The sequence below is a fragment of the Solihabitans fulvus genome (genome assembly GCF_008386585.1).
In the GTDB taxonomy this organism is placed as follows: Bacteria; Actinomycetota; Actinomycetes; order Mycobacteriales; family Pseudonocardiaceae; genus Solihabitans; species Solihabitans fulvus.
Genome location: NZ_VUOB01000108.1, coordinates 1 through 25,603, shown reverse-complemented (window position 1 = coordinate 25,603; position 25,603 = coordinate 1). Strand labels below are relative to the sequence as shown.

Genomic DNA, 25,603 nt, shown 5'->3' with positions numbered 1-25,603 from the left:
GATGGCCGGCAACCTGACCAGCCAGGTCCGCAACATCGCCCAGGTCGCCACCGCCGTCGCCCAGGGCGACCTCACCAAGAAGATCGACGTCGACGCCCGAGGCGAGATCCTCGAACTCAAGAACACCATCAACACCATGGTCGACCAACTCTCCGCCTTCGCCGACGAGGTCACCAGAGTCGCCCGCGAAGTCGGCACCGAGGGCAAGCTCGGCGGCCAGGCGCACGTCCGTGGCGTGGACGGCACCTGGAAGGACCTGACCGACAACGTCAACGTCATGGCGGACAACCTGACCAGTCAGGTCCGCAACATCGCGAGCGTGGCGGTGTCGGTGGCCGGCGGCGACCTGTCGCAGAAGATCACCGTGGAGGCCAAGGGCGAGATCGCCGCGCTGGCCGCGACGATCAACGGCATGGTGGACACGCTGCGGGCCTTCGCCAACGAGGTGACGCGCGTGGCGCGCGAGGTGGGCACCGAGGGCATGCTCGGCGGTCAGGCGCGGGTCGCCAACGTCGGCGGCACCTGGAAGGACCTCACCGACAACGTCAACGTCATGGCCGACAACCTGACCAGCCAGGTCCGCAACATCGCGCAGGTCACCACGGCGGTGGCGCGGGGCGACCTGTCCAGGAAGATCGACGTGGACGTGCGCGGCGAGATCCTCGAACTCAAGAACACCATCAACACCATGGTCGACCAGCTGTCCGCGTTCGCCTCCGAGGTCACCAGGGTGGCGCGCGAGGTTGGCACTGAGGGCAAGCTCGGCGGTCAGGCCGAGGTCGAGGGGGTGTCGGGCACCTGGGAGCGGCTGACCGAGGGCGTGAACCACCTGGCCAGCAACCTGACCTCGCAGGTCCGCGCGATCGCCGCGGTCGCGACCGCGGTCACCGCGGGCGACCTGACCAGGCAGATCACGGTCGACGCCTCGGGCGAGGTCGCCGAGCTCAAGGACAACATCAACCAGATGATCGCCAACCTCAAGGAGACCACCCGCACCAACCAGGAGCAGGACTGGCTCAAGTCCAGCCTCGCCCACATCTCCAGCCTGATGCAGGGGCACCGCGACCTCGGCACGGTCGCGTCGCTGATCATCGGCGAGCTGGCGCCGCTGGTCGGCGCGCAGTTCGGCCAGTTCTTCCTGGTGACCCAGGGCCCCGACAGCTCGCCAGAACTCAACCTGACCGCGAGCTACGGCCACCACCACGACTCGGCGCGGCGGCGGTTCGCGTTCGGCGAGTCGCTGGTCGGGCAGGCGGCGGCGGACCGGCGGACGATCTTCATGCAGGGCGCGCCCGCCGGGTACATCACGGTGTCCTCCGGGCTCGGCGCGACCTCCCTGGTGAACGTCGTCGTGGTGCCGGTGCTGTTCGAGGGGATGGCATTGGGCGTCATCGAGCTGGCCTCCGTGCACGAGTTCAACGACGTGCACCGGGACCTGCTCGAACAGCTCAAGGAGACCATCGGCGTCAACGTCAACACGATCCTCGCGAACTCCCGCACCGACTCGCTGCTGGAGGAGTCCCAGCGCCTGACCAAGGAACTGCGGGCGCGCTCGGAGCAACTCCAGTCGCAGCAGGACAAACTCCAGGTGTCCAATGTGGAGCTCGCGGAGAAGGCCGCGCTGCTGGCCTCCCGCAACCAGGACATCGAGGTGAAGAACAGCGAGATCGAGCTGGCCCGCCAGGAGCTGGAGCAGCGCGCCCAGCAGCTCGCGCTCGCCTCGAAGTACAAGTCCGAGTTCATGGCCAACATGTCGCACGAGCTGCGCACGCCGCTGAACAGCCTGCTGATCCTGGCGAAGCTGTTCACCGACAACCTGGAGGGCAACCTCACCCACAAGCAGGTCGAGTTCGCCCAGACGATCCACTCCTCGGGCAGCGACCTGTTGCAGCTGATCGACGACATCCTCGACCTGTCCAAGGTGGAGGCCGGCCGGATGGAGCTGCGGCCCGCGCACATGCAGCTGACGGACCTGGTCGGCTACGTCGAGGGGTTCTGCGCGCCGCTGGTGAGCGAGAAGTCCCTCCAGTTCGCCGTCACCGTCGAGCGGGACGTGCCGGTGACGCTGCACACCGACGAGCACCGGCTCCAGCAGATCCTGCGCAACCTGCTGTCCAACGCGGTGAAGTTCACCCACGAGGGCAGCGTGCGGCTGCGGGTCCGGCTCGCGGCCGAGTCCGAGGTGAGCGGGTTCTACCTGCGCCGCGCGCCACTGCGGATCGCGTTCGCGGTCACCGACACGGGCATCGGCATCGCGCCGGACAAGCTGGCGCTGATCTTCGAGGCGTTCCAACAGGCCGACGGCACGACGAGCCGGAAGTACGGCGGCACCGGGCTCGGCCTGTCGATCAGCCGGGAGCTGACCCAGTTGCTCGGCGGCGAACTGCGGGTGGACAGCACGGTCGGCGGCGGCAGCACGTTCACGCTGTACCTGCCCGTCACGCAGACCGCGCCGATTCCCGAGCAGCCAGAACCGCGGCCAGCGCAGGCCGTCAAGGCGCCGGCGGTGGCGGCGCCGCGGTTCGACGGCGAGAAGGTGCTGATCGTCGACGACGACCTGCGCAACGTGTTCGCGCTGACCAGCCTGCTTGAGCTGCACGGGCTGGTGGTGATCTACGCGGACAACGGGGTCGCCGGGATCAGGGCGTTGGAGCAGCACGACGACGTGGCGCTGGTGCTGATGGACATCATGATGCCCGAGCTGGACGGCAACACGACGATGGCGGCGATCCGCGGCATGGCGAGCTATTCGGACCTGCCGGTGATCGCGGTGACCGCCAAGGCGATGAAGGACGACCGGGACCGCAGCCTCGCCTCCGGCGCCACGGCGTTCGTCACCAAGCCAGTGGACACCGACCACCTGCTCGGCCTGATCGCCCACTGCCTGCACAGCTACGAGGACGCCTGAGCCGACGCCGGGCCGTGGCCGACGCTGCGCCGTGATCGACATGCGCGGGCCGGGAATTCGGCGTATCCAGGAATAATGAGGTCGCTGTGGACCGGGGCCATCTCGTTCGGCCTGGTCACGATCGCGGTGCGGCTGTACACCGCGACGGAGGAACACGACTTCCGCTTCAACCAGGTGCACCGCGAGGACGGCGGTCGCATCCGGTACAAGCGGACGTGCGAGGCATGCGGCCAGGAGGTCGACTTCGCCGACATCGCCAAGGGCTACGAGCTGGCGGACGGCCGCGTGGTCCAGTTGGAGAAGGAGGACTTCGACACGCTGCCGGTGTCCAGCAACAAGGCCATCGACGTGCTGGAGTTCGTGCCGGCCGAGGAGATCGACCCGATCTACTTCCAGAAGACCTACTACCTCGAACCGGACAAGGCGGCGGTGCGCCCGTACGTGCTGCTGCGCACGGCGTTGGAGCAGGCCGAGCAGCTCGCGGTCGTGAAGATCACCATCAGGCAGCGGGAGTCGCTTGCGGTGCTGCGGGCCAGCGACGACGTGCTGATGCTGCACACCATGTTGTGGCCGGACGAGATCCGCAAGCCGGACTTCGGTTTCCTGTCGCAGGACATCGAGGTCCGCCCGCAGGAGCTGAAGATGGCCGCGTCGCTGGTGGACACGATGGCCGGGTCGTTCACGCCGGAGGAGTTCGTGGACGACTACCGCGACGCGCTGGAGACCATGATCGAGGCGAAGGCCGAGGGCACCGAACTTCCGCAGCAGGCCGAGGAGGCCGACAGCGGCGACGTGATCGACCTGATGACCGCGCTGGAGCGCAGCGTGGAGAAGGCCCGCTCCAGGCGTTCCGGCACGGAACCCAAGGCGGAGCCGAAGAACAAGGCGAAGGGCAAGAGCGGCAAACGCACCGCCTGACGGGCTCGGCGAGGGTGCGAGCCCGTCCGACGGTGCGCTTGCCGTCTTTCCGTTGCGGGGCCTGGGGTCGCGGCCCGGCTACTGCTGCCGGAACTCCAGCGCCACCAGCATTTCCCTGCCCCGCTCCGCGTTGCGCGGCTGGCACAGCACGTCGTACCGCCGGGCCACCAGCTGGCTGCGCGACACGAAGTCCCGCTTGCCACCGGTCGCGGAGTAGCGGACGGCGGCGGACACCAGGCCGAAGGCGACACCGATGAGCAGGCCGATCAGCGGCGGCAGCAGGCCGCCCGTCGCGGAGAACATGCCGAGCAGCAGGCCGACGAACAGGCCGAACCACGCGCCGGACGCCGCGCCGGCGGCGAGCACCCTGCCCCAGGTGAGCCTGGCCGCGACGCGCTCGACGAGCATCGGCTCGATGCCGACGATCGTGATGTCCTGCACGGGGAACTCGTTGTCGGCGAGGTGGTCGACGGCTCGCTGCGCCTGCTCGTAGGTGTCGTAGGAGCCGATCGGCCAGCCGTCGGGCAGCGTGGGCAGCTCGTTGGTCGGCTGGGCTGGGCGGAACGCGGTCGTCATGGTCGTCTCCTCTGTGCGCCGTACACCCCTCTCAACGGCCGGGCGGGGCCGGATGGTGCCGGCTGCCGGATGTTCTCAACCAACTCTCAGCACACACTCAGCTCGGTGGCTCACCGTGGAGGCAACGAGGTACCTCGGGCGGTCGCAGAGGAGCGTGCCATGCTCGGCGAGACGACGAAGTGGGAGACGGCCAGCGTTGCCGGCCTGCGCACGGTGAACGCGGACGCCGTCGGCGCGCTGCGGTCGACGGCGACGGGGCGGATGGTGTTCGCGCTGGCCGACGGCATCGGCGACGACTCGAGGGCCGCCAGGGCGGCGCGGCTGGCCACCGACGCGGCCGTGCGCACACCGGCCGAGGACGGTCCGGCGGCCGCGGTGCTTGCGGCGCAACGGGTGTTGCTCGCGCGGCCGGATGCGGGCGACTGCGTGCTGGTCGTCGCGATGTCCACTGTGGACGGTGGCTACGCGATCGCCTGGGTCGGCGACGCGCGGGCGTATCGCTGGGACGGGACGGCGCTGCGGCAGGCCACCGCGGACCACACCATCGCCGAGTACTTCCGGGACCGGGGCCTCGCGACGAGCGCGCGGATGGAGCACGTCGTGACGAGCAGCGTGCGCACCGCGACCCCGGCCGCGATCGGCTCGGCCGAGATCGCCGGGCCGGCCGCCGGGCTGCTGCTGACCAGTGACGGCGTGCACAAGACCGTGGACGAGGACGCCATGCTGGCTGTGCTGACCCGTGAGCCCGGTCACGGCCACGAGCGCGCGACCGCCCTGGTGGAGTTGGCCGCCGCGCTGGGCGGACGCGACAACACGACGGCGCTGGTGGTCGATCCGCCTCGGGCCGCGAGTGGCGCAGCGGCGGAGGAGGAGATCGCCACGCGCCCCATCGCTGCCTGACCTCGACGGGGTGGGCCGGAGCGATCGACGGCCCACTCCGAATTGCGGTCAGAACCTGACCGCTGTCGCTCATAGTGTCCTCCTCATGAACCCGACGACGATTCCGGCGCGCGGAGGTCGACCACCCGGTCAGCTGAGTCGGCGCGTACTGAACCGAACCCTGCTGGCGCGCCAGTTCCTGCTCGGCCGCACCACCCTGCCGGCGCTGGACGTCCTGACGCACCTGGTCGCGATGCAGGCGCAGGAACCCAACTGGCCCTATGTCGGGCTGTGGACGCGCGTCGCCGGGTTCAGGCATGACGAACTGGAGTCGCTGCTGCGGGACCGCCACGTGGTGCGGTCCACGGCCCTGCGCAGCACGCAGCACCTGGTCGGCGCGGAGGACTTCCGCTGGCTGCGGCCGCTGGTCCAGCCCGTGCTCGACCGCACGGCGCGCGCGCCGTACTTCGCCAGGGAGACCGCCGGGCTGGAGCCGGCCGAACTCGACGCGCTCGGCCGGGAACTGTTGGCCGGCAGGACCTTGTCCCGCCAACAGCTCGGCGCGCGGCTCGTCGAGCGGTGGCCGGGCCGCGACGGCCGGAGGCTCGCCGCGGCGGTGGAGCTCCGCCAACCGATGACGCACCAGCCGGCCACCGGGTCGTGGGGGCGGTGGGGCAACCCGACGGCCATCTCGGTCACGCTCGCCGAGGACTGGCTCCGCCGGCCAATGCACGCCGCGCCGCCGATGGAGACGCTGGTGCACCGCTACCTCGCCGCCTTCGGGCCGGCCACCGTCGCCGACCTCCAGGCGTGGTCCGGACTTACTCGGCTGCGCGAGGTCGTCGACGGCCTGCGCGCGGGCCTGCGGGTGCTGCGTGACGAGCACGACAGGGAGCTGTTCGACCTGCCCGACGCGCCATTGGCCGACCCGGACACGCCCGCGCCGGTCCGCTTCCTGCCGGCGTTCGACAACGTGCTGCTTGGCCACGCCGACCGGACCAGGGTGATCAGCGACGAGCATCGCGCGCTGGTGATGCCGGGCGGCGCGATGGTGCGGCCGACCTTCCTGGTCGACGGGCGGGTCCGGGGAGTCTGGCGGGTCGCGGGTCCGGCGCTGCGACTGTCGCCCTTCGGGCCGCTGGCCAGGTCCGATCGCGACGCGGTGTTGGCGGAGGCGGGTCGGTTGCACCCGTTTGTCGCGCCACCGGGGTCAGCGCCGGACATCGCCTTCGACCGAGACGACGACTAAGGCGGCGACCGAAAGATGGTGACAGAGGCGGCGGCCGAGACGGTGGTGCCTGAGGTGGCGGCCGAGCCCGCCACGCCGTCGTCTCAGGCCGGCAGCAGGTTGATCGGGTGGTCGCCGGTCGCCCACAGGTATTGCACCGCGTAGGCGCGCCACGGCCGCCAGGCTGCGGCGTGGGCGGTGAGCGCAACCGGGGTATCCGGCAGGCCGAGCTGTGTGGCGGCGCGCCGGATGCCGAGGTCGGTCGGGATGAACGCGTCCGGGTCGCCGAGTGCCCGCATCGCGATCGTCTCGACGGTCCACGGCCCGAAACCCGGCAGCGCGGCCAGTTGGGCGCGCGCCCGCTGCCAGTCGCTGCCGGCGCTCAGGTCGAGGTCCCCGCCGGCCAGCGCGGCCACCAGCGTGGTGAGCGTGGTGCGGCGCGCCCTTGGCAGCGCGAGCGTCTCGGGGTCGAGTCCGGCCAGGGCGGCGGGCTCGGGGAACAGGTGGGTCAGGCCGCCTGCCTTGTCCGCCACCGGGTCGCCGTGCGCGGTCACCAGCCGGGCGGCGTGCGTGCGGGCCGCCGCCGTGGACACCTGCTGACCGAGCACGGCCCGCACCGCGAACTCCGGCCCGTCCACCGTGCGCGGCACGCGCCTGCCGGGTTCCTTGAGCACCAACGGCGCAAGCAGCGGGTCCGCGCGCAGCAGGTCGTCGACGGCGACGGGGTCGGCGTCCAGGTCGAGCAGCCAGCGGCAGCGGGCGATCGCGATGGACAGGTCGCGCAGGTCGGTCAGGGTGAGCTGGCAGGCGATGTGGTCCGGCAGCGGACGCAGCGCCACGATCCCTGGCCCGTGCGGCAGCCGCAGCGTGCGGCGGTACGCGCCGTCGCGCCACTCCTCGACGCCGGGCACGGCGGTGGCCACGAGGTGCCCGAACAGGTTGTCCGGGCACAGCGGCGCGCGGAACGGCAGCCGCAGCGACAGCACGCCCGACGCCTCCGCCGCCGCTCCCCTGCCGACGCGCGAGCGCAGTTCGCTCGGGGTGAGCCCGAAGACCTCCCGCACGGTGTCGTTGAACGCCCTGATGCTCGCGAACCCCGCGGCGAAGGCGACCTCGCCCATCGGCAGCGAGGTGGTCTCGATCAGCAGCCGCGCGGTCTGCGCGCGCTGGGCGCGGGCCAGGGCGAGCGGCCCCGCGCCGAGCTCGGCGCGCAGCTGCCGCTCGATCTGCCGGGTGCTGTAGCCAAGGCGCGCGGCGAGACCGGGCACGCCTGCCCGGTCGACGACCCCGTCGGCGATCAGCCGCATCGCCCGCGCCACCAGGTCGGCGCGCTCGTTCCACTGCGGCGAGCCCGGGCTGGCGTCGGGCCGGCACCGCTTGCACGCGCGGAACCCGGCCTGTTGTGCCGCCGCGGCGCTCGGATAGAAGGTCATGTTCTCCGGCTTGGGCGGCACGGCGGGGCAGCCGGGACGGCAGTAGATCCCGGTGGTGACGACGGCCGTGAAGAACCAGCCGTCGAACCTGGTGTCCTTGGACTGCACGGCGCGCACGCAGCGCTCGAAGTCGTGGTGCATGCCGCCAGCGTCGCCCCAGCTCACCGCCCGAGGCTAGCCAGAATGCGACATCACCGGGCGGGTGGGGGGTGATGTCCGGAAAAGGCCAGACCCGGCCGCGCGAGTAGTGGTGAACTAGTCCCATGACAAAGATCCACCAGGACAAGGCGCTGCTGTTCCACTCGCTGCACGGCGGCGGCCAGGTGTTGGTCCTGGCCAACGCGTGGGACGTGGCCAGCGCGCGAGTGGTCGAGCAGGCCGGCGCCACCGCCGTCGCGACGACCAGCGCCGGTGTCGCCTGGAGCCTCGGCGCGCCTGACGGCGACGAGCTCGCCAGGGACCGGGCGATCGAACTCATCGCCAGGGTCGCCGCCGCCGTCGACGTGCCCGTCACGGCCGATATCGAGAGCGGCTTCGCCGACACCGCCGACGGGGTCGGCGAGACCATCGAGGGGGTGCTGGCTGCCGGCGCCGTCGGCGTGAACCTGGAGGACGCGTGGCACGGCGGCACGGCGCCGGTGCGGCCGACCGAGGACCAGGCCGAGCGGATCGCGGCCGCGCGCGCCGCCGCCGACCGGGCCGACATCCCGCTGTTCGTCAACGCCCGCATCGACATCTACCTCCGTGGCGTCGGCGACCCGGCGACCAGGGTCGCGGCGACCGTGGCCCGCGCCGAGGCGTACCTCGCGGCCGGCGCGAACGGCGTCTTCGTGCCCGGTGTCGTCGACCCGGCGACCGTGGCCGAGCTGGTCAAGGCGATCGACGCGCCGCTGAACGTGCTCAGCGGCTTCGGCGCGCCGACCGTCGGCGAGTTCGCCGCACTCGGCGTGGCCAGGGTGAGCCTCGGCTCGGCGCTCGCGCAGTCCGCCTACGGGTTGGTTCAGCGCAGCGTCCGGGAGCTGCTGACCACCGGCACCTACGCGGCGCTGGCCGAGTCGATGGACTACGGGACGCTCAACTCCCTGTTGCAGAAGTAGGACTGTCGACGGATCGACGCCGTGACCCGCTCGACCGCGGGTCACGGCGTTTGTCGCACTCCCCGGGGCGACCGCGCCGGCCGTGTTGCTCCCAACGGTTGACATGGGCGAATCGCGGTCAGGTTCGGCCGAGGCTTCGCTACCTTGCCTGTGCCGGCCGGCGACGGGGGCTGTGCGGCCGTGCCGGTGCCGCACAAGCTGTGCCGGGGGCGCGTCGTGGAGTTTCGGATCCTGGGGCCGGCCGAGGCGCGGGGACCGGATGGTCGGGCTGGATCGCTTGGTGCGAAACAACTCGCGCTGCTGACCGCCCTGCTCCTCAACGCCAACCGCGTGGTGCCGGTCGAGCTGCTCGGCGAGGCGCTCTGGGGCGACGAGCCGCTTCGCCGCAGCACTGGGCGTGTCCGTGTCGCTGGTATCGCGCGCGTGGGCCGAGGAAGCCGGACGCCCGGACCTGCACGAGGCAGACAACGAGCTACCCGAGGACGCCGAACAACTCCTGCGGGACTTCCTGACACTGCGCGAACCCGTCCGCTCCCTGATGGCCGCGTGTGTCCGCACAGCGGCCGAGCGCGAGGAAGAGCGCCTGTCCCGCCGGCGGAAGTCCTGAGTGGATAGTTAGATCAACGAAGCCTCTTCCTAGCTATGCAGAGTCGCCGCTTGCTTGCTTCTTGAGCAAGGTTAGAATTTCGGTTACGTCTCTGCGAAGTTCGGTGACTTCTGCGGTCAGCTTGTCGAACTGCTCGTTCTTCTCGCCTTGAAGTTCGGCTAGTCGACCCTCAAGCCCTTTGATGCGGAACTCCAGCCTGCTCGTCATATCGAACACTCTAGCGAGTGGGGCCGGTCCGCAGCAGGGCGACGCAGGTAGGGGCAGCCGCTCGATGGGCACCCCGCCCGACAGACCGAGGGACCGTCTCCGTAGGTGTTGACCTGCGGAAACGGCCCCTCGGTCGTATGGGACACACAGTCCCAACTTGACTAGCGCGGCGCAGGTCAGACCGCTGCTGCTCGGCACGGCGGGATGTCTGGCGCTGATCACCAGCCGACGCAGGCTCGCCGACCTGGACGCCGCGCAGATCCTCTCGCTGGACGTGCTCCCGCCTGAGGACGCGGTCGCCCTGTTCGGTCGGGTCGCCAGCGCGGCCCGCGCCGCCGCCGAGCCCGAGGCCGTCGCCGCGGTGCTGGAGCTGTGCGGATTTCTGCCGCTGGCCATCCGCATCGCCGCGGCGCGCCTGCGCACCCGCCCAGCCTGGACCGTGCGCCACCTGGCCGACCGGCTCCGGCACGACCGGCACGCGCTCGCCGAACTGACCACCGGAGACCGCAGCGTCGCCGCCGCGTTCACGCTCTCCTACCAGCACCTCCCGCCCGAGCAGCAACGCCTGTTCCGGCTGCTCGGCCTGCACCCCGGTCCCAGCTTCGACGGCCACGCGGCGGCCTCGCTAGCGGCCGTCGACCTGCGGGACGCCGAAGTCCTGTTGGAGGGCCTGGTCGACGTGCACCTGCTTCAGCAGCCGACGCCGGGCCGGTACCGGTTCCACGACCTGCTGCGCCGCCATGCCCGCGACACGGCCACCGCCGCCGAACCCGAGGGGCGACAACGCGACGCGCTGCGCCGGCTGGTCGACTTCTACCTGCACACCGCCACCGCCGCCGACCGGCTCCTCCACCCGCACCGGCCGCACCTGCCGCCGGATCCGCCCGTGCCCGACTGCCTGCCGTATCCCATGTCCACCTACCCGGCGGCGCTGGCCTGGTTCGACACCGAGCACGCGTGCCTGTTGGCCGCCCAGCGCATGGCCGTCACCCACGAATGGCACCAGGCCGTGTGGCGCCTGGCGTGGACGCTGAACACCTTCCACCACCGGCGGGGGCACAGCCACGACCGGCTCGCCGTCTGGCGGGCCGGGCTGGCCGCCGCCGAGCATCTCCCCGACCCCACCATCCACGCCTGCGTGCACCGGCTCCTCGGCTACGCCTACGCCGACCTCGGCCGGCACGGGGAGGCGATCGAGCACCTGGACCGGTCGCTCGCCGTCGCCGACGACCAGCGCGACCCGACCAGCCGGGCGTACGCCCTGCGGGTGCTCGCGTGGGCCTGGCAGCAGCGGGGGGACGACCGACGGGCGCTGGAGCACATCACGCACGCCCTTGCCGTCTACCGCACCCTCGACAATCCGGTGTGGGAGGGCGACGCGCTCAACGAGGTGGGCTGGTGCGCCGCCCGGCTCGGCGAGTACGACCGGGCCCGCGAGCACTGCCAGGCCGCGCTGGCCCTGCACCGCCGGCACCAGCACCGCTCCGGCGAGGCGGCCGACCTGGACAGCCTCGGCTACATCGCACACCACAGCGGCGACCATCACCAGGCGGTGCACTACTACCAGCAGGCGCTCGCCCGCAACCGCGACCTCGGCGACACCAACCAGGTGGTCAACACCCTCGACGGGATGGGCCATCCCTACGCCGCGCTCGGTCGGCACGACGACGCCCGCGCCGTGTGGCGGGAGGCGTTGGAGCTGTACCGGGCCCAACGCCGCGCGGCGGCGGTCGAACGCGTCCTGCGGGAGCTGGACTCCCTCGATCAGCATCCGACCTGACCCGCCGAGCCACGGTGATGGCGGGACAGGGGCAGCCGAGGGGCGTGCGCGAACCCGGCGGGCTCGTCGCGGGTCAGGACGGCGAGGTCGGCCCGCACGCGGGCCAGGTCGCGGTCCTCGACGCCGCGGTTGTCGGTGCCGCTGAGGCCGGCGTCGGGCCGCGACGGGCTGGTGTGCCGCAGCGCGACCACCAGCGCTGCCAGCAGGATCAGGATCGGAAGCAGTGCACTCATGGCAGGAAGTCTCCGCTGCACAAACTCCTGCCAACAGTGGCAGTTCCGACCTTGTGCGGCAAAATCCTGCCACGTAGGCTGCCGGCATGCTCAGAACCGCCGCAGTCGTGTTGATCGACGGCGTCGCGCCGTTCGAGTTCGGTGTGGTGTGCGAGGTGTTCGGCATCGACCGCCGCGACGACGGCGTGCCGCTGGTCGAGCTGAGCGTCTGTGGCGAGCACCCCGGCGAGCCGGTGCGCTCCAACGTCGGCGTGCGCATCACGCCGGACCACGGCCTCGACACCCTGGTGGCGGCCGACCTGGTCGCGGTGCCGGCGTGCGACATCCGCGCCGAGTACCCGCCTGCCGTGCTCGACGCCCTGCTCGCCGCCTCGGCGCGGGGCGCGACGCTGCTGTCGGTGTGCAGCGGCGCGTTCGTGCTCGGCGCGACCGGCCTGCTCGACGGTCGACCGTGCGCGACGCACTGGCGGCACGCCAAGACGTTCACCGCGCGGTTCCCCGAGGCGAAGCTGGACCCGGACGTGCTGTTCGTCGACGACGGCGACATCATCACCAGCGCCGGCACCGCCGCCGGCATCGACGCCTGCCTGCACCTGGTGCGCCGCGAGCTCGGCTCCGGCCCTGCCACGGCCATCGCCAGGCGGATGGTCGTGCCGCCGCAGCGCGAGGGCGGGCAGCGCCAGTTCGTCGACACGCCGATCCCGGCGGGCGCCGGGGACAGCCTGCAACCGGTGCTGGACTGGATGCTGGGCACCATCGCCACCGAGCACACCGTGTCCGCCCTCGCGCAGCGCGCGCGGATGTCGGAACGCACCTTCGCCCGCCGCTTCGTTGCCGAGACGGGCACTACCCCGCACCGCTGGCTGTCCACCCAGCGCGTGCTGCACGCCCGCAGGCTGCTGGAGGAGACGCAGCTCGGCATGGACGACATCGCCGGGGAGTGTGGTTTCGGCACCGCCGCGCTGCTGCGCCACCACTTCCACCGCGTCGTCGGCGTCGCGCCCAAGGACTACCGCAGGACGTTCGCGCACCGGGCCGCCCTGGCCTAGCCCTGTCCCGTGCGGGGCGAACAAGTCAAATCCCGTGCGGGACGAATAAGTCGAAACCGGTTGCCGGCGTGGCGTCATCGCGGTGAGGTGGCGGGTATCCCCGATCGAAGGGACACCGCGATGGCCGCCCAGCAGACCAGGCACCGCGCCGACGACGCGCCCTCGGCGGCCGTCGACACCCCGCCGGTCCGCGCCGTGGAGGGGACCGCGCCGCTCGCGCGCCCGGCGATCCTGGTCGACGTCGACGGCCCGCTCAATCCGTTCGCGGCCAAGCCGGAGCGCCGACCGCGCGGCTACGCCACGCATCGGCTGCACCCGCGCGACAGCCCGTGGGAGCACACGAGCAGGCCGCTGCGCGTCTGGTTGCACCCGCAGCACGGCAGGTGGCTGCTCGACCTCGCCGAGGACACCGGAGCCGAGCTGGTGTGGGCGACCACCTGGGAACACGAGGCGAACCGGCTGCTCGCGCCGATCCTGGGGCTGCCCAGCCTGCCCGTGATCGACTTTGACGGGCAGGGCCAGCGGCACCACGGCGGCCACCACGGCAAGCTGCCCGCCGTCGCCGAGTGGGCGGGCGACCGGCCCATCGCCTGGCTGGACGACGAGTTCCAGCCGCTGGACTCCTCCTGGGCCAGGCAGCGGACCGCGCGCGGCGCGCCGACCCTGCTCGTGCAGGTCGATCCGCGCGCCGGCGTCCAGCCGCACCACCTCGACCGGATCCGCCGGTTCCTGCGCACCTGGGAAAGCCAGCAACCGTAGGCATTCCGGCCGGCCGCGATCCGACCGGCCGCGATCCGACCGAGGCACAGCGGCGGGGCTACCGCCGCAGGTGCGACCGCGCGCCGACCCGCATCGCCTGTGCCGCAACGGGTCCCCGGTCGGCGGCCGGAGCGGCTCCCGCGTCGTCGCCGACCGGCAGCGACTCGGTGAACACGTCGGTCCGGTTGTCGGGCTGACCGCTGTTGGTGGCCACGAACAGGGTCCGCACGGAGTCCAGGCCCGCGACCAGCCCCTCGTAGTCGCCGAGGAACAACCCGCCAGCGTTGGGCGCCTGCATCAGGTCGAAGCCGGGGCCGAGGGCCAGCTCCGCCCCGAACCGCTCGCCGCCGCGCGGCGAGGTGGTCAGCCAGGCCCTGGTCGGCAGCGTGGTCGTGTTGCCCGGCCGCAGGTCCCGCAGGTCGTAGTAGCTGACCGCCACCGTGCCGTCGAGGGCGACCGCGACGCTCGGGGTGAACGCCTCGGCCTTCGGGGCGCCGTTCACCCGCACCGGCGCTGACCAGGTCGCGCCGCCGTCGGTGGAGTGCGTCAGCTGCGCCTGGTCGTAGGCGCCCGCCGTGAAGTCGGTGCCCTCGTAGGCCACGTACAGCTCGCCGGTGAGCCGGTCGATCGCGACCTCCGGTATCCCGTTGGCCGTGCGCAGCGCGGCACCGGTGTTCGGGTCGACGTCGGTGATCGACGTGTCCGGCGCGACGGTGCGCGGTGCGCTCCAGGTCGCGCCGCCGTCGGTGGACCGGACGATGCTGATGTTGGCCGACACCACGGTGTTCGCGCTGGGATCGGTGTAGGTGATCAGGTCGAACACGTCGTAGAGCGTGTGCGTCCTCGGGTCGACCGTGACGATGTTGCCGATGGTCTGCTGGTTGGCGACCGTGTCGACGATGACCTTCGGCGCGCTCCACGACGCGCCGAAGTCGTGCGTCACCGCCAGCAGAGCCGGGCCCAGGAACCGGCTGCCGTCGTTGCCCGGCCCGGTGTCCAGCCGGTCCCACACCTGATAGGCGGTGCCGGGGCGGACCGGGTCGGCGGTGACGGAGTTCTTGTCGTCGCCGAACTCGATCTGGGTGTCGTCGATCAGCCGCGTCGTGTGCGTCCAGGTGCGGCCGCCGTCGTGCGAGACCGCGGCGACCACGCCGTTGTTGGCGTCCCGCACGTCGAACACGAGCCCGCTGGCGTACACCGTGCCGTCTGGGCCGGTGCTGAGCCACGGGTCCGAGGCGCGTTCGTAGGGCAGGCCGCCCGGCGCGCACACCGTGAACGGCAGCGGGGTCTCGGTGAAGTGCCGGCCGCCGTCGGCCGAGGCGACCGCGACGAGCCCCTTCGCCCCGCCGTCGGACCAGCGGTCCTGTTGGAACGCGCCGACCACGGTGTGCCCCAGCAGGTCCTCGGTGAGCGAGGGCTCGACCTCGGCCCCCGGATAGTTGGTGCCGGACTCCGCGCCCGCCGCGCAGCCGGCGAAGGGATCGCCGTGGGACACCAGCATCGGCGCGCCCTGCGCGGCGCTCGCCGTGCCACCGACCAGGATCGCGGCCGCTGCCGCCGCCATCGCTACCAGTCCCCGACGCATCCGCATGCCGCCTTCCGATCAGCCGACCCCCGTCGCACGTTATGACCACGACCGGGGGCCGAGGAAGGGCCAACCGGAGCAACCGGCGATCAACTCGGTCCAATGTGGACAAACCGCGCCCAGTGCGATGGCGCGGCGAAACGGTCATCGCGGCGCAGCCCGCGCACCGCGAGGTGCAGGGCGAGCGCGGGGTCGAACGACGCGCCGTCGGCCAGCGACGCGTACACCTCGCGGGTCAGGATCGGGCCGGACTCGTCGGCCAGGTGCCACAGCGCGCCGACCACCTGCCGGTAGCCGGCGAGCTGGCACGCCGCCGCGAAGTGGATCGGCTCGTCACCGAACGTCGACGGCCGGCCGTCGACGGTGTCGCAGGCGGACAGGAACGCCAGCTCGGCGCTCGTGAGGTCCGCGCCGGCGAGGTCCCGCAACGGCAGCGGCCCGTCGTGCACCACGAGATGGGCGGCCGCCGGGTCGTCCGGATCGTGCCGACCGTGACAGGCGAAGTGCGCCACCGGGTGGTTGGGCAGGGCGGCCAGGATCGCCGACCTGGTGGCCCTGCTGCCGACCAGCGGGGCGACCCGTGCGCCGAACAGCTCGCGGAGCGCGGCGAGTTCGGCTTGTGCCGAGGCCAGCGGCGGCCCGCCCCTGGTGTGCGCGAGGCCGACCCCCAGCACCCTCGGCGGCCCGTCCGACCGGCGCGAGTCCTTGCGCAGCAACGCGGTCAGCGTCGGCGCGTAGGAGGACACCACCCGGTCGCCGACCCACGCGCCGTCCTGGTCGACACCGTGCCGGCCGGCCGCGTGCAGCGGCAGCGCCGCGAGCGGGCCGGTCGGGCACCAGCGCAGCCGGGGCCACTCGGCGCCGTCCTCGACGGCCGCGCACAGTCCGAGCTCGGTCAGCACCGGCTCGGCGATCTCGTCCCACAGCCATTCCAGGGTCGACAGGACGACGTCCTCGCCCTTCGTCCGCGCGGCCTGGTCGGTGTCCGGCGCGCCAAGCAGCCGCAGCGCGCCGGCGAACTCGCCGGACCGGTGCGCCACATCCTGCGCGGTCACCTCGGGCAGCGGACACACGAGGACGTCGGCCCGGCCGGGCACCAGCAGCAGCGCGTCGCAGCGTTGCCGGCTGAGGTTGACGACCGCGACCGGCCCGCCGGAGGCCGCCGCGCGCAGCCGGTCCGACGACGGCGGACGCAGGAACCCGGCGAAACCGGGAAGTTCGCGGATCTCGGCGAGCAGCCGGTCGTGCCGGCCGGCGCGGCCGCGGCCCGCCGCGCTGGCCACCCGCCCGACCTCCGCCGACAGCGCGGCGCGGACCTCGGCGAACCGCGCGGCCTGCGCGGGGTGCGCGGCGCGCAGGTCCTCGTGCTCGCCGCGCAGCTCCAGCGCCCTGGCCCACCGGATCGACCGACCCTGTTCGAGCAACCGCAACCCCTCCTCGGGCTCCCCCGCCGCGATGGCCGCGGCCGCCGCATCCGAGGCCAGCCAGGGAAAGGTCTCGGCGTCGCGCCGTCGGGAGTCCTCGGTCGGCCGCCCGTCCACCAGCCTCGGCAGCAGGTCCTGGATCGCCAGCCGGTAGCCGGCCAGGGCGGCCGCGTGGTCGCCACGCGCCAGGCTCAGCTCGCCGTACCGGCGCGCGGCGGTCAGCCTGACTCTGGTGAACGCCGGCGCGCACCAGGCGGCGGCCCGGTAGGCGGCGATCGACTCGGCCGGGTCGGCGACGGTGTCCGCGAGTTCGGTCAGCGCCAAGCCCCGGCGCGGGTCGTCGGCCGGCAGCGCCGCGAGGGCGTCGCCGAGCAACGCGGCGGCCCGGTCCCGGTCGGCGGGATCCCCCGTCAGCTGCCAGCGGCTGCGCAGCACGGCGGCCAGACTCCACCGCGTCATCGCGTGTTCCGGGTGGGTCGGCGGGCTGGCCTCGACGGCCGCGGCCTGCGCGGCGACGGCCGCCGCGAGCTGGGCCGGCTCCCCGGTCTGCTCGAACCGCGCGGCCAGGGCGCGGCCGTGCCGGGTCAGGAAGGAGGCGTACGCGGGATCGTCGGCGGAGGTCGCGCCGACGGCCGCCCCGGTCGCGGCGAGCGCCGAGGCCAGCAGGGCGGGCTCCCGCGACACGGCGAACCGCGCCAACAACGCGGCCCCGTGCGCGCTGCGCACCTCGGCGTAGGCGGGATGGCCCTGCCGGAGCGAGCCGACGGCCGCAGCCAGCGCCGCGAGCGCGGCGTCCAGGTCGCGCAGGTCGCCGACGACCTCGAACCTGGTGCGCAGCACCGAACCGAGCGTGGCAAGGCGGTCGGCCCGCTCCGGCGCGTCCGGCCTGCTCAAGTCGACGGCCCGTTTCGCCGCGCCCGCCGCGGTGTCCAGCTCGGCGGGATCCCCGAACAGCTGGAACCGCATCAGGTCCGCGCGGGCGATGGCGCCGAGCGCGACGGCGGCGGTCGCGGTGTCCAGGACCGGCGCACCGAGCGCCCAGTCGGCGAGCTGCACGGCCAGATCGAGGTCGGCCGGGTCGCCCGCCCGGCCGAAGTCCCTGACCAGGCCGTCGGCCGCGGCGGCCCGATCGCCGGCCAGGTCGGCGTTGTCGGGCCGGGCAACCGACTCCGGCAGCACGCCGTCGCGTCGGGCGCGCGCCAGGATCTCGTGCAGGGCAACGAGATTGTCCGCGACGGCAATGCCGTCGTGGTGTTTTGCCGTCCCTGCGGTCACCGAGGTCACTGCGGCCTCGGCGACCGCGACGGCCTCCGCCACCAGCGCCAGGTCGCGGGTGATCGCACCGCGCTCAAGCAGCGCCGTGGCCAGGCTGGACAGCACGCCGGGACGGAGCGGGTGGGTGTCCGGCGCGAGCCGCGCCGCGGCCAGGAACGCCGCGGCCGCGCCTTCGAGCAGGTCGGGCCGCGCGGTGAGCTGGTACCGCCGCCACAGGTCCGCGCCGACCCGCGCGTGGGCCGCGACATCGGGGACGGCGGCGACCGCGGCGCGATGCGCGGCGAGCGCGCCGTCGAGGTGCGAGAGGCGCTTCGTGCTGTCGAACACCAGGTTCAGCGTGTCGCCGACCTCGGCCCACGCCGCCGCGATCCGCGCGGGATCGGTCCTCAGCGCGCTCGCGCCCTGCCACAGGTACTCGGCCGCCGCGCGCAGGGAGTCCTCGTCGCCGGTGTGGTCGGCCAGCCTGCGCAGCGCGAGGCCGAAGTCGAACAGCAGCACCGGACGCGCGGGATCGCTCGCGGGCACCAGCTTCACGGCCTGCCCGAACAACACCGTGGCATAGAGGGCGAGGTCCTCGTCGGGGTCGTGCCCGTACTCGCCGGCCAGCACCGCGCCGACGGCGTGCAGGATCTCGTGCGGGGGCTGCTGTTCTGGCGGCTGCGCGGCGAACGATCTGGCCAACGCGGCCGGCACCATCCTCGGGTCCGCCGCGCGCAACACGGTGAACAGGCAGAAGGCGGTGTGGAAGTCGGCGGCGCCCCGGTCCTCGGGCAGCAGGCTCCAGCGCGCCCAGTGCAGGTTCGCCACCGCGTGCGCGACGGGCACGGCCAGCCCGGCCGGCGCGTCGGCGGACAGCCGGTCGACCGCGTCGAGCACCAGCTGCGCCGCGTCGAGCAGGGCGGCGCTCCCCAACACCGCGTCCTGCTGTCCGCCACTCGCGTGACTCCGCACTCGGTCGCGCACCCGCGCCAGGGCCTGCCCGTCCATCCGGTTCCCTTTCGCCGCCGAAACCCAGCATGTCCGAGCGCAGGCCGATGATCCACCTCCGCCGCCTGACCAGGTCCGTTGGTGAGGTAGAAATGCCCGCGTGACGGACACCTTCAGGCTGGCGGTCGCGCAGAGCGAGGTCACCTGCGACCCGGCGGCGAACGGCGACGCCGTGCGGAAGCTGATGGTGGCCGCGCGGGAGCAGGGCGCGAGAATGGCGCAGTTCCCCGAGGGGGCGATCTCCGGCTATCCCTCAGGGCAGGCGGCGAAGCGGGAGCTTGCTGGCTGGCGGGTCGACTGGGCGGCCGTCCGTGCGGAGTTGGAGCGCACCGCCGAACTGGCCGCCGACCTGTCGCTGTGGGTGGTGCTCGGCGGCAACCACCGGCTGACCGAACCGCATCGGCCGCGCAACAGCCTGTACGTGATCTCCCCGGCGGGCGAGCCGGTCGCCCGCTACGACAAGCGGTTCCTCTCGCACACCGAGATCGGCGACTGGTACTCGCCGGGGTTCGAACCGCTGGTGTTCGACGTCGACGGTTTCCGCTTCGGCTGCGCGCTGTGCATCGAGGTCAACTTCCCCGAGGTGTTCCTGGAGTACCGCGCGCTCGACGTCGACTGCGTGCTGTTCTCCTCGTACTCCAGGGACCCGGTGTTCGACGTGCTGGCGCGCGGTCACGCCGCCGCGCACAACTACTGGATCGGCGTGTCGGTGCCGGCGCAGTGCAGCGACGCGATGCCGGCCGGCGTGGTCGGCCCGCACGGCTACCGGCTGGCCAGCTGCCCCGATGACGGCGCGCCCGCGCTGGTCTGCGTCGACCTGGACCGCGCCGCGCCCGAGGTCGAGGTCGCGCTGCGGCTGGCCAGGCCGTGGCGGACGAGCGCGCGAGCCGGCGAACCCTATGCGGCCCACCGGTTCGACGACCCGCGCAGCGCCGACCGGACCCGGTTCTAGGCCGGGTAGCAACCCATTTGGGTTAATTGCCCGGATGCGGATCGCTCGGTCCTGACTGATGCTGACCCCGTCGGTCATCGCCGTGTGCCCGAGGCACGTCACGGGAAGGTCAGCGCATGCCCACCATGGACCCCGAGATCGCGACTCTGCTCAAACAGTTCGGCGTCGATGGTCCCCCGCCGGCCACCCCGCCCACCATCGAGCAGATGCGCGCGGGCAACCGGATGCTCTCGCTGGCCGTCGCGCCCGCCCCGCCGCTGGAGGTCGGCTCGGTCAGTGACGGCTCCGTCGCCGGAGTCCCGGTACGGGTCTATCGCCCCAAGACTGGCGGCACGGCCCCCACGATCGTGTTCATGCACGGCGGCGGCTTCGTCGTCGGTGACCTCGACACCCATGACGGCGTCTGCCGCAGAATGTGCCGGGACCTGGGCGCGGTGGTGGTCAGCGTCGGCTACCGGCTCGCCCCCGAGTATCCCTTCCCCGCCGCGCACGACGACTGCCTCGCCGTGGCCACCGCCGTCCAGGACAACATCGGCGACTACGGCGGCGGCGTGCTCGCCGTGGCCGGCGACAGCGCGGGCGGCAACCTCACCGCCGCGACCGCCCTCGCGTTCCGCGACCAGGGCCGCCCGCTGGCCGCCCAACTCCTGGCCTACCCCTCCACCGACATGAGCGGCAAGGGGCGACCACAGGTCGTTGATCGAGAACGCCACCGGATTCCTCCTGACCACCGCCGAGGCCCAGCACAACATCAAGGTCTACCTCGGCGACAACCAGTCCGCCGGGGACCGCCCACCGGCCTCTCCGCTGCTCGCCGACAGCCATGCCGGCCTCGCGCCGGCCGTCATCGGCTGCGGCGAGTGCGACCCACTACGTGACGAGGGCCTGGCCTACGCCGACGCCCTCACCGCCGCCGGCGTGCCGGTCAGGAAGCACGTGTTCCCCGGCCTCATCCACGGGTTCATCAACTTCGACACCAAGTCCGCTGCGGTCAACGCGGCCGTGACCACGATGTTCACCGAGCTCGGCGAGTTCCTCAACGGCGCCTGAGTCCAACCTCCGTGGTCAATACGCCTAGCGCGGCGGCGCGCCGACCATCGGGTAGTCGTAGCGGATGAATCCCTTGAACCGCGCGACCTTGTCGTAGAGGACGCGGGCGCGGGCGTTGTCCTGCTTGGTATGCCAGTACAGCCTCGACACGCCCCGCTCCTTCGCCACGTCGGCGACCCGCTCGATCAGCGCCCGCGCCACCCCGTGACCGCGCGCGGCCTCGTCGACGAACAGGTCCTGGAGATAGCAGCTGTCCTGCAACCAGACGACCGGGTGGAACAGGTAGTGGGCGATGCCCACCAGCTCGCCGTCCAGCCGGGCGCCGAGGCCGAACACGTCCTCCTCCCGCAACAGTCGCCGCCAGGTTTCCTCGTAGCCCTCGGCGGACACCGTGTCGCCGTAGAAGGTCTTGTAGCCGCGTGCCAGCACTTCCCAGCGGGAGCGGTCCTCCTGGCGCAGTGCGCTGATCTCGATCATGGTCGGAGATCCTCGCACGCGACCCTGGTATCCCGGTCGGTGTTTGTGCTAACTTCCCGCCGAGATCTTACCGAGATAATCTCGATATTTGCTCGACATAGTCTTTGCGAGCCGCCAAACCCGTTGTTCGCCTGCCTCAATCCGCTTTTCCCTGTCCTGAAGCGGGCGATGAGAGGAGCGCAGAGTGTCCAGGAGACGCCACGGCCGGCACCGCGAACCGCGACCGCCACGGCCCCGCCTGACCCGCACCACCGTCGCACTGTCCGTCCTCGTTCTCGGCGTCGTCGCCGCCCTCTTCCCCACCGCCTCGGCGACCCCGCCCGCCACCTCGCTCGACCAGACGCCGGTCGACGCCGCCGACATGGCCTCGGCCGACCAACCAGGCGCGGACCAGGCCTCGGTCGACCCGAACGCGCCGAGCCCCAACTGCACCCTGCTGGTGCCGGCCGACCCGCTCAGCGCGACCGGACTCGCCAAGCCGTACCAGCTCACCAGGACGGGCGGGCGCGGCGGCCAGTGCCACGAGGCGACCGTGACCCAGTCCGCGTTCGTCGAGGCCACCATCCTCGACCTGGCGACCGGGGCGCTGTCGGTCTACCGCCCGCTGGTCGTGGACCGGGGCACGCAGCCGGCCGCCGACCCGGTCGCGCCGACGCTGCCGGCCAACGCCGTCGTCGGCCTGTGGTTCGGATTCAACGGCACCACCCTGGCGCTGCGCGCGCAGAACGGCGGCAGGCTCCCCGAATCCTGCGTGAACGGCGCGCGGAACTCGCTGTTCGGCCAGTTCGCCTACTGCAACGCGGCCGCGTTCTTCACCGCGGCGAACGCGGCAATCGCCAAGGGCCAACTGGCGATTCCCGCGCTCGGCAAGGCAAAGGACGGCCAGCCCTGCCCGACCACCCGCGACTTCGGCCTCGTCGACCAGGACCAGTCCGACAACGTCAACACGAGCTACCTGGTTCTGGCCGACGGCAGGACCGCGCAGAACACCGCCGCGAACACCAAGGCGCTGCACCGAAGCAAGCCGTTGGTCAACGGCAGCGACAACCTGCTGGTGGACGCGTTCGTGGACCGCGCGCTCGGCTGCACGCCGTTCACCGCGCCGGACCTGACCAACCACGGCCAACGCGTGTCCTCCTTGGCGCTCAACGAACTCCTCGCCGCGGCGGGGCAGGCGAAACCGGTCGCGCTCGTCCCGACGAACGACCCGATGGCACAGGTGCACGCGCGATCGAACCCCGTCAAGACCAACCTCTACCGCACCGGCGTCGGCCAACCGCCGCTCGACTCCGCGACCGAGACACCGAAGGCGTACTGCGAACACCTGGTCGCGGTCGCGCCCGCACGGATCGCGCTCGACCGAAACCTCACCAGGCGCGCGCCGTCGCCCGACCGCGCCGCGGCCACGAACCTGTTCACCTTCCTGGCGCAGCGGCTGAGCGGATCGCTCGGCGTCCTCGACTGCCTCAACCTGGTGCACGTGCCCAATCCCGTGCACCTGGTCACGAACGCGGCCGGCACCGTCACCGACGCGACCTTCGACGACCCGACCGCACCGGTCGACGCCGGCGTCGACGCCGACGCGATGGCGGCTCCCGACGCGGACACCCTGGCAGCCACTCAGGCAGACTCCACTCCCGGCAGTTGGTGACCGGCTCGCCTCGTGGGTGAAAACTGACGCCGCAGCACCAGTTTTCACCCACGAGCTGGCCCGCAAAGCCTGAGTTGCCCACAACGCGCGCGCTTCGCCGCGCGAGGAGCCGAACGGCGTCAAGCCTTCGCGGTCCTGGCGGCGGGCGGGAGCTCGGCGGTGTCGGCCGCGCGCCAGCCCGCGGGGTCGGGGCCGAGGGCGGTCAACGCGGCCAGTTGCAGGCGGCACCACGGCGAGATCGGCTGCCGGTCCGCCGCGACGTCGGCGATGAGCTGGTCCCACGGCAGCCACCGAACGTCCGCGACCTCGTCCGGGTTGGGGCGTGGCTCGGCGTCCGCCACGGCGACGAACACCGGGCACATCTCGTTCTCCACCACGCCGTTGTCCATCACCGCCCGGTACCGGAACCTCGGCAGCACCAGCTCCAGCCGCGCGATGGTCAGGCCGAGTTCGTCCCGCAGCCTGCGCCGCACGCCGTCGGCGAGATCCTCGCCCGGCGCCGGGTGGCCGCAGCAGCTGTTGGTCCAGACGCCGGGCCAGGTCAGCTTCGTGTGCGCTCGCTGGGTGAGCAGCACCCGCTGGCGCCCGTCGAAGACGTAACAGGAAAACGCCAGGTGCAGCGGGGTGTCCCGATCATGCACGGTGGCCTTGTCAGCGACCCCGGTTGCGTTGCCTGACTCGTCCAGCAGGATCACCTGTTCCACCGGACCACTATGGCGCACTCGGAACTGCCCGGCCGAATTGCGGAGCGTCCGATCGGGTCATCCTCGGCACGGTGCCGCCGGCTCGGCATCCGGACGAGTCCGCTGAGCCGACGAACGTGACCTTGATGACAGGCAGCCACGGCCATCCCCTAGACTCAACGTTGTTCATGACCCGACCCGCCCGGCCGGTCACACAGTGTGGTTTGCCGGGTGAGTCGGACGGTTTCGTCGAGAACGGCGGGGGTCCGTGATGACCAGGTCGAGCGAGCCGACAATGTCGGCCGAGTCGATTGACGAAGTGACCGAGCCAACCGGCGACGGGTCGGGCCTCGGCGAGCAGAATGCCGCATCGCGCACCACCACCGAGGGCACGATCCACGACATCACCAGCGAGTGGGGTGAGATCCTGGAGGACGCCTCCGGCGACGACAAGGTCGTCATCAACTTCGGCCCCAGCCACCCGTCCTCGCACGGTGTGCTGCGGCTGGCGCTGGAGATGGACGGCGAGACGATCACCCAGGCGCGGCCGGTCGTCGGCTACCTGCACACGGGGATCGAGAAGAACTGCGAGTACCGCACCTGGACGCAGGGCACGACCTTCGTCACGCGGATGGACTACCTCGCTCCCCTGCACAACGCCACCGCGTACTGCATGGCCGTGGAGAAGCTGCTCGGCATCGAGATCCCCCGGCGCGCGCAGCTCATTCGCGTGCTGCTGCTGGAGATCGACCGCATCGGCTCGCACCTCACCACGCTCGGCGCCGGCGCCATGGAGATGGGTGCCCTCACCGGCATGACCATCAGCATGCGGGAGCGCGAGGAGGTGCTGCACCTGGAGGAGCACCTGACCGGGCTGCGCATGAACCACGCGTTCATCCGGCCGGGCGGTGTGGCGCAGGACCTCCCCGAGGACTACGACGGCGTCGTCAAGAAGTTCATCGCGGTGCTGGACAAGCGACTTCCGCAGTTCGACCAGCTGCTCACCGGCCAGCCGATCTGGCGGAACCGCCTCGCCGGCGTCGGTTACCTGCCCGTGGACGCCTGCCTCGCGCTCGGCGTGACCGGACCGATCCTGCGGTCCGCCGGCCTGGCCTGGGACCTGCGGGTAGTTGAGCCGTACCTGGGCTACGACGAGTTCGAGTTCGAGGTGCCGACCTCCAACGCCGCCGACTCGTTCGCCCGGTATCTGCTGCGGGTCGAGGAGATGCACCAGTCGCTGCGGATCATCCGGCAGTGCCTCGCCAAGCTGGAGCCCGGCCCTGTCATGGTCGAGGACCCCAAGATCGCCTGGCCTGCGCAGCTGTCCATCGGGCCGGACGGCATGGGCAACTCGCTCGAGCACGTCCGCAAGATCATGGGCCAGTCGATGGAGTCCCTGATTCACCACTTCAAGCTGGTGACCGAGGGCTTCGTCGTGCCGGCCGGCCAGGCGTACGTGCCGGTCGAGTCCCCCCGCGGTGAGCTGGGCTACCACCTGGTGTCCGACGGCGGCACCCGCCCGATGCGCGTGCACGTGCGCGAGCCAAGCTTCGTCAACCTTCAGTCGCTGCCCGCCATGAGCGAGGGTGCGCTGATCGCGGACGCGATCGCGGCGCTCGGTTCGATCGACCCCGTCATGGGTGGCTGCGACCGCTGACTGGCCCGCTCCACTGCTCCACCTTTAGAGCCCCTGACACCGGATTCATTCTCGGTGTCAGGGGCTCTAAACGTATGTCCAGAAACGTATGTCCAGTCCTGGGAACGCGCGCGTAGAACGCAAAAAACCCGTTGGGGCCGAGGTATGAACCTCAGCCCCAACGGGGATGTTATGTTCGGCGGCGACCT

The 25,603-nt window shown here is 72.0% G+C and carries 21 protein-coding genes and 1 pseudogene; 14 read left to right on the top strand and 8 right to left on the bottom strand.

Translation table 11 applies throughout. The features are described 5' to 3' along the window. The coding region (locus tag F0L68_RS40090; RefSeq protein WP_149855154.1) for a HAMP domain-containing protein at positions 1–2,908 on the top strand (2,908 nt) is incomplete at its 5' end. A 75-nt stretch (positions 2,909–2,983) separates the two neighbouring features. Then, positions 2,984–3,826 (top strand): non-homologous end joining protein Ku, encoded by an 843-nt coding sequence (ku, locus tag F0L68_RS40085; RefSeq protein ID WP_149855153.1) that lies wholly within the window; start codon positions 2,984–2,986, stop codon positions 3,824–3,826. A 78-nt stretch (positions 3,827–3,904) separates the two neighbouring features. On the opposite strand, the gene F0L68_RS40080 is transcribed toward ku, so the two are convergent. After that, positions 3,905–4,402 carry a YflT domain-containing protein gene (locus F0L68_RS40080; RefSeq protein ID WP_149855152.1) on the bottom strand — a complete coding sequence of 166 codons (498 nt, stop codon included), beginning with the start codon at positions 4,400–4,402 and terminating at the stop codon, positions 3,905–3,907. 159 nt (positions 4,403–4,561) lie between these two features. Between F0L68_RS40080 and F0L68_RS40075 the strand changes: the two genes are divergently transcribed. Next, positions 4,562–5,302, top strand: coding sequence for a PP2C family protein-serine/threonine phosphatase (locus tag F0L68_RS40075; protein ID WP_149855151.1), 741 nt, complete (start codon positions 4,562–4,564; stop codon positions 5,300–5,302). A gap of 85 nt (positions 5,303–5,387) precedes the next feature. Next, positions 5,388–6,530 carry a winged helix DNA-binding domain-containing protein gene (locus F0L68_RS40070; RefSeq protein ID WP_149855150.1) on the top strand — a complete coding sequence of 381 codons (1,143 nt, stop codon included), beginning with the start codon at positions 5,388–5,390 and terminating at the stop codon, positions 6,528–6,530. A gap of 83 nt (positions 6,531–6,613) precedes the next feature. Here F0L68_RS40070 and F0L68_RS40065 read toward each other — a convergent pair whose 3' ends face one another. After that, a complete protein-coding gene (locus F0L68_RS40065; protein WP_149855158.1) occupies positions 6,614–8,083 on the bottom strand; it encodes an AlkA N-terminal domain-containing protein in 1,470 nt (489 codons plus the stop codon). Positions 8,084–8,205: 122 nt separating this feature from the next. On the opposite strand from F0L68_RS40065, the gene F0L68_RS40060 reads away from it, so the two are divergent. Next, positions 8,206–9,039 (top strand): isocitrate lyase/PEP mutase family protein, encoded by an 834-nt coding sequence (locus F0L68_RS40060; protein ID WP_149855149.1) that lies wholly within the window; start codon positions 8,206–8,208, stop codon positions 9,037–9,039. Between the two features lie 403 nt (positions 9,040–9,442). After that, positions 9,443–9,646, top strand: a complete 204-nt coding sequence (locus F0L68_RS42955; protein WP_188317095.1) for a hypothetical protein — start codon at positions 9,443–9,445, stop codon at positions 9,644–9,646. A 33-nt stretch (positions 9,647–9,679) separates the two neighbouring features. Here the strand turns inward: F0L68_RS42955 and F0L68_RS42950 are convergent, their stop codons facing one another. Beyond that, positions 9,680–9,853, bottom strand: a complete 174-nt coding sequence (locus F0L68_RS42950) for a hypothetical protein (RefSeq protein WP_188317094.1) — start codon at positions 9,851–9,853, stop codon at positions 9,680–9,682. Positions 9,854–10,010: 157 nt separating this feature from the next. Here F0L68_RS42950 and F0L68_RS40050 point away from each other — a divergent pair, with 157 nt between their 5' ends. Then, positions 10,011–11,633 (top strand): tetratricopeptide repeat protein, encoded by a 1,623-nt coding sequence (locus F0L68_RS40050; RefSeq protein ID WP_149855148.1) that lies wholly within the window; start codon positions 10,011–10,013, stop codon positions 11,631–11,633. On the opposite strand, the gene F0L68_RS40045 is transcribed toward F0L68_RS40050, so the two are convergent. Then, positions 11,618–11,866, bottom strand: coding sequence for a hypothetical protein (locus tag F0L68_RS40045; RefSeq protein ID WP_149855147.1), 249 nt, complete (start codon positions 11,864–11,866; stop codon positions 11,618–11,620). The two genes, F0L68_RS40050 and F0L68_RS40045, sit on opposite strands and share 16 nt — an antisense overlap. Before the next feature lie 86 nt (positions 11,867–11,952). Here F0L68_RS40045 and F0L68_RS40040 point away from each other — a divergent pair, with 86 nt between their 5' ends. Both F0L68_RS40040 and F0L68_RS40035 read left to right on the top strand, forming a co-directional pair. After that, complete coding sequence (locus F0L68_RS40040) at positions 11,953–12,915, top strand: GlxA family transcriptional regulator (RefSeq protein ID WP_149855146.1); 963 nt, start codon at positions 11,953–11,955, stop codon at positions 12,913–12,915. Positions 12,916–13,035: 120 nt separating this feature from the next. Further along, the gene (locus tag F0L68_RS40035; RefSeq protein WP_188317093.1) at positions 13,036–13,674 is read left to right on the top strand and encodes an HAD domain-containing protein; all 639 of its coding nucleotides are present in this window, start codon (positions 13,036–13,038) and stop codon (positions 13,672–13,674) included. A 58-nt stretch (positions 13,675–13,732) separates the two neighbouring features. Here the strand turns inward: F0L68_RS40035 and F0L68_RS40030 are convergent, their stop codons facing one another. Next, positions 13,733–15,238 (bottom strand): sialidase family protein, encoded by a 1,506-nt coding sequence (locus tag F0L68_RS40030; protein ID WP_223199568.1) that lies wholly within the window; start codon positions 15,236–15,238, stop codon positions 13,733–13,735. Between the two features lie 110 nt (positions 15,239–15,348). After that, positions 15,349–18,945, bottom strand: a complete 3,597-nt coding sequence (locus tag F0L68_RS40025; protein ID WP_149855144.1) for a CHAT domain-containing protein — start codon at positions 18,943–18,945, stop codon at positions 15,349–15,351. A gap of 100 nt (positions 18,946–19,045) precedes the next feature. Between F0L68_RS40025 and F0L68_RS40020 the strand changes: the two genes are divergently transcribed. The 3 genes and pseudogenes from F0L68_RS40020 to F0L68_RS44695 all read left to right on the top strand — a co-directional run bounded on the left by F0L68_RS40020 (position 19,046) and on the right by F0L68_RS44695 (position 20,947). After that, positions 19,046–19,897: a carbon-nitrogen hydrolase family protein gene (locus tag F0L68_RS40020; protein ID WP_149855143.1), complete on the top strand. Its 852-nt coding sequence runs from the start codon at positions 19,046–19,048 to the stop codon at positions 19,895–19,897. Positions 19,898–20,013: 116 nt separating this feature from the next. Then, positions 20,014–20,517 (top strand): annotated as a pseudogene (locus F0L68_RS44825) (alpha/beta hydrolase fold domain-containing protein); the annotation flags it as partial. Positions 20,518–20,593: 76 nt separating this feature from the next. Then, entirely contained in the window at positions 20,594–20,947 is a 354-nt protein-coding gene (locus tag F0L68_RS44695; RefSeq protein WP_149855142.1) for an alpha/beta hydrolase fold domain-containing protein, read from the top strand. Between the two features lie 24 nt (positions 20,948–20,971). Here the strand turns inward: F0L68_RS44695 and F0L68_RS40005 are convergent, their stop codons facing one another. After that, a complete protein-coding gene (locus tag F0L68_RS40005; protein WP_149855141.1) occupies positions 20,972–21,424 on the bottom strand; it encodes a GNAT family N-acetyltransferase in 453 nt (150 codons plus the stop codon). Between the two features lie 184 nt (positions 21,425–21,608). Here F0L68_RS40005 and F0L68_RS40000 point away from each other — a divergent pair, with 184 nt between their 5' ends. Beyond that, a complete protein-coding gene (locus F0L68_RS40000; RefSeq protein ID WP_188317092.1) occupies positions 21,609–23,075 on the top strand; it encodes a hypothetical protein in 1,467 nt (488 codons plus the stop codon). A 119-nt stretch (positions 23,076–23,194) separates the two neighbouring features. Here the strand turns inward: F0L68_RS40000 and idi are convergent, their stop codons facing one another. Further along, complete coding sequence (idi, locus tag F0L68_RS39995; protein ID WP_149855140.1) at positions 23,195–23,779, bottom strand: isopentenyl-diphosphate Delta-isomerase; 585 nt, start codon at positions 23,777–23,779, stop codon at positions 23,195–23,197. Positions 23,780–24,053: 274 nt separating this feature from the next. Here idi and F0L68_RS39990 point away from each other — a divergent pair, with 274 nt between their 5' ends. Beyond that, positions 24,054–25,415, top strand: a complete 1,362-nt coding sequence (locus F0L68_RS39990; protein ID WP_149855155.1) for an NADH-quinone oxidoreductase subunit D — start codon at positions 24,054–24,056, stop codon at positions 25,413–25,415. Positions 25,416–25,603: the final 188 nt, after the last annotated feature.

Excerpts from the sequence above, each read along its gene's own strand:
- ku (WP_149855153.1), top strand. The coding sequence starts at position 2,984 with ATGAGGTCGCTGTGGACCGGGGCCATCTCGTTCGGCCTGGTCACGATC.
- F0L68_RS40080 (WP_149855152.1), bottom strand. The coding sequence starts at position 4,402 with ATGACGACCGCGTTCCGCCCAGCCCAGCCGACCAACGAGCTGCCCACG.
- F0L68_RS40075 (WP_149855151.1), top strand. The coding sequence starts at position 4,562 with ATGCTCGGCGAGACGACGAAGTGGGAGACGGCCAGCGTTGCCGGCCTG.
- F0L68_RS40070 (WP_149855150.1), top strand. The coding sequence starts at position 5,388 with ATGAACCCGACGACGATTCCGGCGCGCGGAGGTCGACCACCCGGTCAG.
- F0L68_RS40065 (WP_149855158.1), bottom strand. The coding sequence starts at position 8,083 with ATGCACCACGACTTCGAGCGCTGCGTGCGCGCCGTGCAGTCCAAGGAC.
- F0L68_RS40060 (WP_149855149.1), top strand. The coding sequence starts at position 8,206 with ATGACAAAGATCCACCAGGACAAGGCGCTGCTGTTCCACTCGCTGCAC.
- F0L68_RS42950 (WP_188317094.1), bottom strand. The coding sequence starts at position 9,853 with ATGACGAGCAGGCTGGAGTTCCGCATCAAAGGGCTTGAGGGTCGACTA.
- F0L68_RS40045 (WP_149855147.1), bottom strand. The coding sequence starts at position 11,866 with ATGAGTGCACTGCTTCCGATCCTGATCCTGCTGGCAGCGCTGGTGGTC.
- F0L68_RS40040 (WP_149855146.1), top strand. The coding sequence starts at position 11,953 with ATGCTCAGAACCGCCGCAGTCGTGTTGATCGACGGCGTCGCGCCGTTC.
- F0L68_RS40035 (WP_188317093.1), top strand. The coding sequence starts at position 13,036 with ATGGCCGCCCAGCAGACCAGGCACCGCGCCGACGACGCGCCCTCGGCG.
- F0L68_RS40030 (WP_223199568.1), bottom strand. The coding sequence starts at position 15,238 with ATGGCGGCGGCAGCGGCCGCGATCCTGGTCGGTGGCACGGCGAGCGCC.
- F0L68_RS40025 (WP_149855144.1), bottom strand. The coding sequence starts at position 18,945 with ATGGACGGGCAGGCCCTGGCGCGGGTGCGCGACCGAGTGCGGAGTCAC.
- F0L68_RS40005 (WP_149855141.1), bottom strand. The coding sequence starts at position 21,424 with ATGATCGAGATCAGCGCACTGCGCCAGGAGGACCGCTCCCGCTGGGAA.
- F0L68_RS39990 (WP_149855155.1), top strand. The coding sequence starts at position 24,054 with ATGTCGGCCGAGTCGATTGACGAAGTGACCGAGCCAACCGGCGACGGG.